Raw genomic sequence first — 12376 nt, forward strand, 5'->3', positions numbered from 1 at the left:
GTCATTGTACTTTTTGATATAAAATAACCTCAAATACACTTTGAGGGTGAATAATTTTCTCAATTATATGCCATTTGGTTTCGTCTACTTTCTGCATTGGATAATTAAAAAGAGACTTTAAACCATTTCCATAACGCATAGCAATAAGCACATCTTTATTTGTTAAATCATATAATTGGTCTAGTATGTCATATTTATAGCTAACAGTTGAACTAAATATAATATGACTAATCTGTTTAATAACTGCGAGTTCCCGTACTGACTTATTGTCAATTTGAATTGATAAATGACTTCCTAATTTATTTACTACATGTTTTCCCAACTGAATCGCTTCATCATCAATATCAATTCCAAAAACTTCTGCACCTGTTCGTTCCGCAATCATTAATAATGTTATAGGAAAAGGTCCAGATCCTACTAAGAGTACCTTTGACTGGCTGGTGATTTGAAAACCTCTAAATTCTCTTTCAATGCAGTTTTCTATGTTAAGAAAATAATTAGTAATCTCCTCTTTTTCATGGCTTAATACTAAAGCTCTATATTTTTCCATGATTTGGACACAAACAGAAGAGTTATTTCTTAGATTCTCGACTATTGATAATATTTCGATTGATTGATCTAAATTATTCCATTGTTTTTGATTGTCATGATTAATAATAAAGGACGAATAATCATCAATTATTCCACACAACTCTGAATACTCAACTATTAGATGATCGTTGTTTTGATTGATAAATAACTTAAATTTTTTATCAAAGTAATGTAATTTCTTTAAAAACGCACCTATATCCATGACTTGCCTCACTCCTATGTTTGAGGATTAAAGTTCAATATATGCGGTACCCTTTAATACTATTTCAACGCTATATTTCGCCATACAAAAACACCCCAGAAGTTAGATTTTTAACTCTAACTTCTGGGGTGCAGCACCCAATTTGGAGGCTATTTTTGTTTAAACGTATATAGTATTAGATTTTTATTTTTTATAAATTAATGGTAGTTGAGTGAACCGGAAAATCCATTTTCTAGAGAAAAATTAAGATAAGTATTGTATTTACCGTTTTGATTTTAAATTTTTCCTTCATCATCGGCGAGGCTGCCAGTACGATACTACCAGGCTGCTCAAAGTTGCCAATAACTGCAATAGGATTTTGCAAAACATCTAAACCTGCTAACATTGCCATACAGCTTGCGTAAAAGCATTTCATGTCCATACAAAAAATATCCTTGCGCGGCAGATTGTCGTAATTCAAATCACCTCACGCTTCAGATGCGTAACAGGCATTATTGCTAGAACATTGTTAATAATAAACGTACGCTTTGCCTGCCTCGTAAAGCAAAATGCTGTAAACGAATCCCCAACAATATTTATGATTTTCACACGCCTTTTCGTAATGACACCAGACCTGGCTACATACATCATGCTAACTACTTGTTGACGCTGCATTGCTTTTATTAACTGTTCTTTCATCCTAGTTGCTCCTTTTCGCTAGCTCTGTTATATCCCTGAGCTTTACTTTCCTCCCATAAAAAATCAGATGAGTATAGCAGAGCTGTTTTCATTAAGAACAAACGTTTGTATTTTTATTATACGCACGTACGTTCCTAATTAGAAGAGGTAATTTCAGCTAATTTTCAAGGAGGTTAGAGGACAAATAAACTGGGCATTCGTGTAAGCCTAAAATAGCTTTGTACATATTCTGTGCTTAAGATATGTATCGAAAGTTAATTAGAAAGGATGTAATTATTAGCTCAAATATTGATTATACTTCACCATCAACTCAGTTCACTTTTGATGTAAATGACAGTACTCTTTTTAAAAAAGATGATCAGAATTTTATAAATATTCTAGGTGTAGAACAATTAAATACGTTAGAAAATATATCTTTGCTTGATATTTTTCTAAGTAGGAATAAGGTGATAGAGCCTCACTATCATCAAAATGCAGCAGAACTTGTTTATTGTATTTCTGGTGCTGCCATTGTCTCAATATTTAATCCCTTTACAAAAGAGATTAAAAATTATCCTATCGAGCCTGGCCAAGTCGCCAATGTACCGCAAGGATGGTGGCATTATGAAATTGCTACTGAGAATGACACGCATTTACTGGCTATTTTTGATGCGCCAACTCCCGAAGTTATTTTAGGGTCAGATATATTGAAATTTACACCTTCCAATGTTATGGCTCACACGTATTGTTTAGATGAAAATCAGTGGAAGAAAACAATCGCGCCTATTGTACCATCAACATATATCGGTCCACCTAAAGACTGCAACCGTGTAAAATCAACTTCTGAAAAGCAAAAAGATCAAAAGGAGCAAAAAGATCCTCATCATAAACATAAAAATAAGTATAGACCTTCACAATTTATGAACCCATATCCGCCATATCACTATCCAAATATGAACCCTTATATGAATCCTTATGGCTCGTATTATTAAACAATAGTAAAAAATGGAAAATCGTTTTATACGAGTGTATGACTCGACATCAAAAGCTCTACATCTTTCATCGCATAAAAAATAAATAAAAAGGAAAATCTATATGTTAAAGTCATAACTTCGTTTTACTAAAAGAGGTGTAGAAAATGGAATTATTTCCAGTGATCCATACAAATTTTTGGGATGCTGTAATAGCCGTTCCAGCTGTGTTAATTATTACGCAGCTAATTAAGGTGTTTATGCATATTCAGCCTAAATATGTTCCCGCGATCGCCCTTGCTATTGGCTTGATTATTTCTATTTTTATTAGCCATAGACATAATCTTATTGCTGGAATATTTATGGGCTTTTTTTATGGTTACGCAGCTATTGGAAACTTTGCTGCATTAAAAACAACCATTAATAGCTTTAAAAGCAAGAAATTAAAGGAATAAACCTTTCAGCTTATCTACAAAATAAATAAAGTGTAACAATAAGCAAAGGTTGATTTTCACTCCGAGTTGGCGCTTTCCGCGGGCTTGGTTCGTCACTACATTCCGGGGCTTTCAGCGCAAGCTAATCCCGCAGGAGTCGTCACTCTCCGTGAAAATCAACAACTCCTCATCTTTAGTATGAGGAGACAAGCTGAACCGAAATAATATTATAATTTTGATTAAACCGTCAAAAATTCAGAATTATTAAACCTTCATGCAGATTTATACAATCAGGAGTAACGTTTGTCTACAATCTGACAGGAATATGTATTGGGATGAATTCATTTTTAAATGAATACTTTGAAGATTTATCGGAACAAAATCTCATTTTATCGGAACAATTTCAGTTTTTATCAACTATGAGCGACTCATAGGACACCCCCAGGAAAATGCAATCACCCCTCATTACGATTATCAGACCCTTTTATTGTAAAAATGATTAGAATTTCATTTGTCAGCACATCCTAATCTCATAATTAATGAACGAGAGTTAGGATGTGTAACTATGGAATTGGTAAATGAAAATCTAGCAACATTACGATTCAAGGAAATTTTTAAGCTTTGGACACAGATCGGCGTTAATAATGGCTATATAGCTTCAAATCATGCATTTTTCAAGCACGCTGTTGATAAAAATTTGAAGGCTATTATCGTGGATTTTGTGAAATGTTTAAAAGAAGAAAATAAACACCTAACAGCATTATTAAAGGAAAATGGGGTACTTGCTCCTTCTACCTCAATCGACTACTCAAAGTTAAGAATGGGAAATATTCAAGGAAAAGCAGCCATTAATGATACAGACATTAGTACCATTTTATCAATGAATATTGCTTCTTCACTTATTTCAGTCAGTCAGGCCTTTGAAATATCTGTTAAGAAGAAGCATACTGCAAAATATGGAAAACTTCATATGAGGTATGCCATACTTGGCGCAAAGCTAATACGGCTCAGCAATGACAAAGGCTGGCTACTAGCATCTACTACAATGTAATGTTAAGAAGCTCTCGTTTCAACAAAACGAGAGCTTCAATGTTTTTTCCTTCTTATCGACTTCTCACGAACAACAGCTTGTACCACTGATTCACGATGAACGGTAGCACGGACAAGCTATAAATAAAGCCTAATTGTGCGGTACTTAATGTAGCAACTTCAAACACACCTGTAAGTAATGGAATAAACAATACTGCGTGTAAACTTAAAAAACCGATTAAGAATGCAAGCCAAGTATATTTATTAGAAAATAATCCAATGACGAAGATAGATTCTTTAGCTCTTGAGTTAAAGCCATGCACTAATCGTGACAAGCATAATGTTGTAAATGCCATAGTGCTCGCCGTTAAAGTATCTCCTGTTGACAATCCGATTTCAAAAGCCACCGTCGTAGAAATGGCAATTAGTAATCCTTCGAGCACCACTTGAGTAGTAAATGCTTTATTTAATAATGGTGTATGAATATTTCGGGGCTTGTCCTTCATTGTTTTTTTATTGTTCGGCTCTAGACCGATGGCAATTGCCGGTAAACTATCCGTTAGTAAGTTAATAAATAATAGATGCACAGGTGCAAAAGGAACTGGCAAACCTAATATTGTCGCATATAAAACAACAAAAATGGCACCTGCATTCCCAGATAATAAGAACAAAATAGCATTTTTAATATTCGTATAGATGCTCCTACCGTTTGCGATAGCCTTAACAATCGTTGAAAAATTATCATCGGTTAAAATCATAGAGGAGGCATCTTTTGCTACCTCTGTGCCGGTGATGCCCATCGCCACACCAATATCAGACTGTTTTAGGGCAGGGCCATCATTAACACCATCTCCTGTCATAGCGACGAAATGCCCTTTTTCCTGCCACGCTTTAACGATACGAATTTTTTGAACCGGTGTTACTCGGGCATAAACAGAAAAATCTTTAACCTTTTCTTGAAGCTGCTGATCTGTTAGACCTTCTATTTCATGCCCTTCAATCGCTTCAGAGGGATCATTTAAAATCCCGATTTGATTGGCAATAGCCGTTGCCGTAATTTTATGATCCCCTGTAATCATCACCGGTTTGATACCAGCTTTTATACATTTTTCAACCGCACCTTTAGATTCTTGTCTTGGAGGATCCATCATCGCGACTAAACCAACAAAGATTAAATCTTTTTCAGCCCTTACATCGATTGCTTGATTTCCCCTTACTTCTTTGTAGGCAACTGCTAGCACCCTTAACCCATTCATAGAAAAATCACAATTTACCGCTTCGATTTTTTGGCGTTGTTGTTTTGTAATATTAAATATACCTTTTGAAGTTTCAATCTTTACAACTTTAGGAAGGAGGACATCTAGTGCTCCTTTTGTAATCATAATAGATTGATGATTGATATTATTTACAGTACTCATGAGCTTTCTATCTGAATCAAAAGGGATTTCGGCCACTCTTGGATAATGATCTCTTACCAGTAATTCGTCAAAATCATATTGCTTCCCTAATTTTACGAGTGCAATCTCAGTAGGATCACCGATTTCCTTACCGTCCCTTTCCACAGCATCACTACATAATATTGCCTTTAACATAAGATCTTTCTCAACTGCATTTTCAGTGTGTAGCTGATCATGTGGAATAATTTTTTCATCCACATATACCCCTTGAACAACCATTTTATTTTCAGTTAATGTTCCTGTTTTATCTGAACAAATGACAGATACACTTCCAAGACTTTCAACAGCATAAAGCTTTCGAATAATGGCATTTTCCTTTGCCATTTTTTGTGTTCCAAAGGCTAGTACAATGGTAACAATCGAGCTTAATGCTTCTGGAATTGCTGCAACGGCAAGTGAAACAGCAAACATAAACGATTCTACAAGCGCACGTCCTCTAATAAGGTCAATCACTAAAATAGCTAAACAGATTAACGTAATCCCTAAAGCTAATTTTTCCCCGAAATGATCTAAACTTACTTGTAAAGGTGTTTTCTTCTCTTTCGCAGTATCTAGTAAATTTGCAATTTTGCCGATCTCGGTCTGCATTCCGATAGCTGTAACCATGACAATACCACGACCAGTTGTCACAAAGCTTCCAGAGTATACCATGTTCTTTTTATCAGCAACAGTTACATTATTTTCTTTAATAGCATCGATACTTTTCGCTACAGCGATTGATTCACCTGTCAGCGAGCTCTCATTGATATGCAAATTATGACTTTCTAATAATCTCCCATCTGCATTAATATAATCCCCAGCCTCTAAATAAATAAGATCTCCAACGACGATATCTTCCGAAGGAATCTCTATTAGCTGATTATTTCGCATTACTTTGGCAATTGGAGAGGTTAAGGCTTTTAAATTATCCAAAGACTGTTCTGCCTTGACATGCTGTACAGTGCCTAGGATAGCGTTTAATATAACGACAATCATAATTACAATCGTGCTTCCTACTTCACCTAATAGAAATGAAACGAAAGCAGCGATGATTAAAATAATGACTAATAAATCTTTAAACTGTCCAAAGAAAACGGCGAATGCACTTGTTTTTTTTCCTTCCTCTAATACATTATAGCCGTATACTTCTTGCCTCTTTTGAACGTCATAATCACTCAATCCTTGATCTGTCACGTTCAAAGTTTGCATAACTTCAGCTGATGATTGTTGATGATATTCTGACATTCGATTCCCCCTCCATTTGAAATTATTAGACAATCATGCTAATTAAGTAACTGTTGTTATTAGTTAATAAGTTAGATTCCCATCAGTAGACCCCTTTGAATTATCTATCTTAGGCAGAGAGAAAATTATATGTCCTAAAAATAGTATTGAATCATCAGACTCTCTATCTACTCGAGCCCCTAAAATACTTTAACTACAACAATCTATTCCTTGCCCTATTCCAGTATGATAATATTCGGTATAGAAATTAAATATTTGTTTATAGGTGAAAATAGTATATAAAGTGAAAATAGAATCAGTGGGGTTTCCTTTATCTCCACTGACCATCACCAATCGGACATTTATGAGCAGTTCATGTGGGATAAATCGCGATGACCTTTAAGCCAATTGGGCATAATCATCTCCTCTTGCTAGCGATGTGCGCACAAAAAAGACATTTGGAATATGGCTACTCCAAATGCCCTTCGTCATATGCATAGACTCCCTATAGGCCAGTCTGCAATTATTTTATTGTTTTATTCGCGACTAATAAATAATCAAGTGCACTCATTCTAGTAAGCTTATGAGTAAATTTTATAGCATCTGCCTGCGAGTCAAACATAAAGTTTTCGAGTTCGTCTGTTGGTATATATTGATCAGCGATTTTTCGTTTTAGTTTTCGTACAGATAAAGTGTGTGAATCCTCTTCATATAAAATAATAGCACCCACATTTCGGTAAAGCGTCTGGTCAATCGTTGCGACAACTTTCACATTTGATCCTTGAAATTCTGTTAAATCTATCTGCATGTATTTACCAACCTCCTCTAAACTTACATTCTATCTCTCTCTATCATTGTCCTTCTTTTTCAGCAGTATTTTCTGGATATTTCATCCAAAACTCCACTCTAAACTAGGAGTTGTTGTGAGCCGATTTCATCTCTAGTTCAGCCCCATGTGAACCTGGCGCTCTTTTTAGAGAGAAAATAGCACAACCTAGCGCACATAAAACTAAAATGGCACCGAAGCTCGCTAAATGCGTAACCGATCCTGTAACAGCAAACATAGCTCCACCGACAGCTGAACCTATGGATATACCGATTTGTAATGCAGCCGTATTTAAGCTTTGTTGAATATCAGATGTTTTTGGATCAGTTTGAATTAAATAATTTTGTAATGGCGGTGTAAGAGCCCAGCTAAGTGCACCCCATAAAACTGTTACGACTAAAAAGAGTGGTAAAGCAACAATCGTGTAAGGAATACTAAATAATACAACGGCGAATGTAGATACAATAAATAGAATGGCTTTACTAGTACCAATTTTGTCACTTAGCCAACCACCTAGAGCATTCCCACTGACAGACGCGATTCCGAAGATTAGATAACAGATACTAATCCAAGAGGCACCCATATCAAATGCTTCTACTAAAAATGGTGTTAAATATGCGTAAAGCATATAATGACCAGCCAGCATAAATAGTGTTATTAATTGTGCACTTAAGATTTTTAAATTGGCTAATGATTTCATTTGAGCCTTTAATGGGACAACTTCTACAACTGGCATTTTTTCAAGCAGTAACGCAATAAGAATCATAGATACAGTTGAAAGAAGCGCTATTCCTAAGAACACAGCTCGCCATCCAAATGCTTCTGCCACAAATATCCCCATTGGCACACCGATGACAAGTGCAGAACTGACACCCATGAACACAAGCCCTAAAGCTTTTGCACGATGTCTTGGTTCAACAATTTTTGTTGTAATCGTTAAGGATAAAACGATGACCAAGGCAGTACTCATCGCTGTGAAAATTCTAGCAATCATGACGATCAAGAACGTCGTACTAAAATACGTCATAAGATTACCTAAAGTAAAAATAAATAAAGAAATAAGATAAAGACGCTTCCTTTCCACTTTTGCGGTTAATGATAAAAGGACAGGCGCAGATATTGCATAGACAAGAGCAAATAGTGTAATTAATTGTCCCGCTGTTGCTAAGGACACATTTAAATCCTCTGCAATTGTTGGCAATATACCACCTACAATTAATTCCACCAATCCTACCGCAAAGGTAGTAACGGCAAGAATATACACTCTCCAATTCATAGTAATCACCCTTCTATTACACTTTCATTTTTGTAGAGAGATTTAAATTATGCCTCGGCATAATTGCGTCCGGAATCGGCTTTGTGCTTGCACAAAGAACTCCTTTCCGATTCCGTGACATCCGCCGGAGGCTTTAACTTCTTTCAGCAGGTGTTTGGACACCCGCTGAAAAGTGACTTCAAACCCCATTCATCTCACCACATATAAAGGTGGGAGACTTACGCTGAAAGAAGTTAAAAGAAAAAAATCCTGACTACAAAAATAAAGCAAAATTTTTGTAGTCAGGATTTTATGGTTCCTGGTAGAGACCCTCAATCCATATCATTGAGGTTATACAGATCAAATATTTACGTTAGATATATTAGCACATTGAATTTTGCATGACAACAAGTTTTTATTATTCTCTCTTCCTTATCATCCATAATCGGTTCACTATAGCACTTTCAATCATTGAAATGCAAACGCTTACCTAATAAAAAATCATTTCAAGAGAGAGAAATTTTAGATTTTGCTTATATTTTTTTAAGTTTGACCATACATACTAATATAACAGGAACATTGCGAGGTGATTGTTTGCGTATAGTAGGTTTAGTATGCTATTTTTTATTGTTGTTTTATGGTGTAGAACCAGTAGTAGAAGAGCTCTCAATCGATAAACCAGCAATCATTTCTCCTAGTCTGAGCAAACAGCAAGTCCCCATAAAAGAAACTATTGAAAATTCAACAGTTTGTGTCTATTACCCCACTTATAAAGTTTGCAAAGCATTATCAGCAAACTAAAAAAGTAAAAAAAGAGGCCACTACCTACCAAGTTGCCTCTTTTTTTACTGAAAGTCCCCATTTATTTTATTTTGGACCGATATGGAAATGACTAAACGGATATATTGTTAATTTAGCTTCACCATAGATGGCATCTTTAGAAATTAAGCCATAGTGACGGCTATCAGAACTTTTTAAACGGTTGTCCCCCAGTACAAAATACATACCCTCAGGAACCTTTTTTTCATTTATTAATTGCTCTAACGTGAAATTTTCTGTAATACGTAATTGATTAGGATCATCTGTTTGGCGATTCACATAATCTTCTTTATAAGCTTTGCCATTTACATACAAAACATCGTCTTTCATTTCAACTGTATCACCTGGCAGGCCAATTACTCGTTTAATATATAGTTCATCTTCTGTTGGTGATTGAAAGACAATTTGATCAAAGCGGTCAATTTCACTCATTTTACTTACAATAATAAGATCCTTATCATGATAAGTTGGATACATAGAAGCCCCTTGCACTTTAATCGGTGCAAATAAAAATTGCTTACAGCCTAAAACGATAATAGCTGTAATTACAATAATTTTAAGATAGGATATTAATTCTTTTTTGAAACTTGATCTCTCTTGTTGCATGCTCATTCCCCGATACTGTTTTTTTATAGTATAACATTTTCTACAGTATATTGACGAATTAATCACATAAATTGTTTCAAGTTTACCAAAATAGCTCATCACCATAATGTGAGGTTGATTTCGTTCCGACCGGGCGCTTTCCTGGGGACGTCAATAAGCCGCTTGAGTCAAAAGGATGTTGATCACGAAGGCGGTCCCCCTACTTGTTTCGCTCCATGGTCCCATCTATGACGCTGTAGCCCATGTGAAAACCATTAACCAAAGAAACGCTCAGGTCCTAGGGAAAACTGATCAGGTCAATCGAAGAACAGCTCAGGTCCGAAAGAAAACTAATCCACTCAGCCCAAAATCCGCGGATACGTTTTAATAAATGTCATCCTTAATTTTTTTGGTGACGAGCCACAAAAAATAGACAAAGCTACTTAATAGCTTTGCCTATATGCATTCTATTTTTTATTTTTCGATTATGAATGGTTACTTTGCGTAGTAGAGTGGTGCTGCTCATTCATTAAGTCTACTGCTAAAACAATACCGGTATGTAATGCAACTGCTAATAAAATTATGCCTATGATCATCACAATCACTCCCTCAACCATTTCTAATGCAATTATACACTAAATTTTCTGATATTTCAAACACTTGAGTGAAATAAAAAAACCATTCAACTAGGCATGCACCCTACCTGAATGATTTTTTATGTTTTACATGAAAATTTTTAAGCACAATAGTTGTAAATGACGTATAGCTGAACTGACTGGTTTTTTTTGAACTTTACGCTTAGGCACATAGCTTTGCATGCAATTATTTAGAGCTGTATACCTAAGCACCTGGGTCCTCCCATTCATTTTTCTCCCTCCCTTCATTGTCAAATTATTTACGGCTATCACTCAAATTGTTATTTTTAGTATTTATTGCAAATGGGTTTTTAATTCCGATTTGATTTCTTCTAGCTCTGTCTCTTTAGGGATGTAATACCATATGTGGTCGATTGTTTTGCCATTTCCCTCTTTAAATGACAACTGCTCAATATTACCATCCATTTTTTTATAAATACTTTGTAGTTGGATTAAGTCCTTCATTGTAAAATTCATACGGACATTATCTCCTACTACATCAAGCATATCTGTAGCCTTTAATAATATAGATGGTGTCGAGGCTTTTTTCAGAACCGCCTCAATAATTTGTCGTTGGCGAATTTGACGACCAAAATCACCACGGGGATCTTCATAACGAATACGTGAAAAAACTAGTGCCTTATCACCGTCTAAAGTTACCTCCCCCTTCGGATAATGGTAGGAGTCATAGGTTAAATCCATGTCATTATCAATTGTTACGCCACCAATCGTGTCGATAATTTGCAGGAAGCCCTCCATATTAATAAACACATAATAATCAATTGGTATATCTAAAAAATGCTCAACCGTATTCACCGCCATTGGGACGCCTCCAAATGCATAGGCATGGTTGATTTTATCGACAGAATTGTGGCCAATAATTTCTGTACGAGTATCTCGAGGTATACTGAGCATCTTCATCGTGTGTTTTTCAGGGTTCACCGTAATAACAATCATCGTGTCTGAACGGCCACTATCATTTTTACGTTCATCCACTCCAAGCATTAGCACCGAAAACGGGTCCTTTTTCGTAACTATTTTTTGTTCTTTATTGTCATCACCTGTCGCTTCAATTAATGGTGTATTTATTTTATTCATCGTTTTTTGGATTGTATAATAAGCAGTACCTATAAAAATTAAAATAATTGTTAATAAGCTACCTACTATCCATAGCCAAATTTTCTTCTTGCTCTTTTTTTCCTTAGAGCGTTTCATATTTTTTTCCATACATAAGTCCTCTCTTGCAAAAAAATTTACCCCTCTTTTTGACGTTTTAAGTTGGAAAAAAGTTAATATGTCTAATTATATGCATATTGGACGAAAAAAAGACGTACACTAGTATTTACTAAATGTACGATAAAGTATTCCTTGATTTGTAAATGATCCCTCATTTATTAGTGTCAGCTAAATTTATGAAAAAGCGACTTACATAATTCCACTATGTTTATATGAAATTTTACTAGAAAACAAATTAATAAATGACATTAGCAAAAGGCTCAACAGCTTTACAGTACCCTGAGCCTTTTTAACAGACATCAATCAATTATGCCTGGCATAATTGCGTCCAGAGGCTTTAGGCCAACAGATGTTTTTTGTGCGAAAGCGTAGTGCTAACGCAGCGACAGCAACATGTTTTGTCTGTGCGAAAGCGAAGCGACAGCAACAACACGATGGTGGTCACTCAGGCGTTTTCACAGGATGTGAAGTTCTTA

13 protein-coding genes and 1 riboswitch are annotated in these 12376 nt (G+C 35.5%); of the genes, 4 read left to right on the forward strand and 9 right to left on the reverse strand.

From position 1 onward, the window contains the following. Position 1: 1 nt before the first annotated feature. The 3 genes from ACQKOF_RS02990 to ACQKOF_RS03000 form a co-directional block, all read right to left on the reverse strand. Positions 2-793 (reverse strand): nicotianamine synthase family protein, encoded by a 792-nt coding sequence (locus tag ACQKOF_RS02990; RefSeq protein ID WP_427553565.1) that lies wholly within the window; start codon positions 791-793, stop codon positions 2-4. A 232-nt stretch (positions 794-1025) separates the two neighbouring features. Then, positions 1026-1214: a hypothetical protein gene (locus ACQKOF_RS02995; protein ID WP_427553568.1), complete on the reverse strand. Its 189-nt coding sequence runs from the start codon at positions 1212-1214 to the stop codon at positions 1026-1028. Between the two features lie 35 nt (positions 1215-1249). Further along, on the reverse strand, positions 1250-1471 hold the full coding sequence (locus tag ACQKOF_RS03000) for a transcriptional regulator (RefSeq protein WP_427553571.1): 222 nt from the start codon (positions 1469-1471) through the stop codon (positions 1250-1252). A gap of 275 nt (positions 1472-1746) precedes the next feature. On the opposite strand from ACQKOF_RS03000, the gene ACQKOF_RS03005 reads away from it, so the two are divergent. From ACQKOF_RS03005 to ACQKOF_RS03015, 3 genes are all read left to right on the forward strand, one after another. After that, the gene (locus tag ACQKOF_RS03005; protein WP_427553758.1) at positions 1747-2442 is read left to right on the forward strand and encodes a cupin domain-containing protein; all 696 of its coding nucleotides are present in this window, start codon (positions 1747-1749) and stop codon (positions 2440-2442) included. Positions 2443-2588: 146 nt separating this feature from the next. After that, positions 2589-2876: a hypothetical protein gene (locus tag ACQKOF_RS03010; protein WP_427553573.1), complete on the forward strand. Its 288-nt coding sequence runs from the start codon at positions 2589-2591 to the stop codon at positions 2874-2876. 544 nt (positions 2877-3420) lie between these two features. Then, entirely contained in the window at positions 3421-3906 is a 486-nt protein-coding gene (locus ACQKOF_RS03015) for a DUF3231 family protein (RefSeq protein ID WP_427553576.1), read from the forward strand. Between the two features lie 52 nt (positions 3907-3958). Here the strand turns inward: ACQKOF_RS03015 and ACQKOF_RS03020 are convergent, their stop codons facing one another. The 3 genes from ACQKOF_RS03020 to ACQKOF_RS03030 form a co-directional block, all read right to left on the reverse strand. Further along, complete coding sequence (locus ACQKOF_RS03020) at positions 3959-6565, reverse strand: cation-translocating P-type ATPase (protein ID WP_427553578.1); 2607 nt, start codon at positions 6563-6565, stop codon at positions 3959-3961. Positions 6566-7067: 502 nt separating this feature from the next. Further along, a complete protein-coding gene (locus tag ACQKOF_RS03025) occupies positions 7068-7352 on the reverse strand; it encodes a hypothetical protein (RefSeq protein WP_427553580.1) in 285 nt (94 codons plus the stop codon). A gap of 103 nt (positions 7353-7455) precedes the next feature. Beyond that, the gene (locus ACQKOF_RS03030) at positions 7456-8646 is read right to left on the reverse strand and encodes an MFS transporter (RefSeq protein WP_427553582.1); all 1191 of its coding nucleotides are present in this window, start codon (positions 8644-8646) and stop codon (positions 7456-7458) included. Between the two features lie 258 nt (positions 8647-8904). Beyond that, positions 8905-9004, reverse strand: a riboswitch (purine riboswitch). Positions 9005-9096: 92 nt separating this feature from the next. On the opposite strand from ACQKOF_RS03030, the gene ACQKOF_RS03035 reads away from it, so the two are divergent. Beyond that, positions 9097-9426: a hypothetical protein gene (locus tag ACQKOF_RS03035; protein WP_427553584.1), complete on the forward strand. Its 330-nt coding sequence runs from the start codon at positions 9097-9099 to the stop codon at positions 9424-9426. A gap of 66 nt (positions 9427-9492) precedes the next feature. Here the strand turns inward: ACQKOF_RS03035 and lepB are convergent, their stop codons facing one another. The 3 genes from lepB to ACQKOF_RS03050 form a co-directional block, all read right to left on the reverse strand. Next, entirely contained in the window at positions 9493-10050 is a 558-nt protein-coding gene (gene lepB, locus ACQKOF_RS03040; RefSeq protein WP_427553586.1) for a signal peptidase I, read from the reverse strand. 464 nt (positions 10051-10514) lie between these two features. After that, a complete protein-coding gene (locus ACQKOF_RS03045; RefSeq protein ID WP_427553588.1) occupies positions 10515-10625 on the reverse strand; it encodes a transcriptional regulator in 111 nt (36 codons plus the stop codon). 333 nt (positions 10626-10958) lie between these two features. Continuing rightward, positions 10959-11891: an LCP family protein gene (locus ACQKOF_RS03050; RefSeq protein WP_427553590.1), complete on the reverse strand. Its 933-nt coding sequence runs from the start codon at positions 11889-11891 to the stop codon at positions 10959-10961. Positions 11892-12376 lie beyond the last annotated feature (485 nt).

The sequence above is a fragment of the Lysinibacillus sp. NPDC093190 genome, from assembly GCF_050280425.1.
Taxonomy (GTDB): domain Bacteria; phylum Bacillota; class Bacilli; order Bacillales_A; family Planococcaceae; genus Lysinibacillus.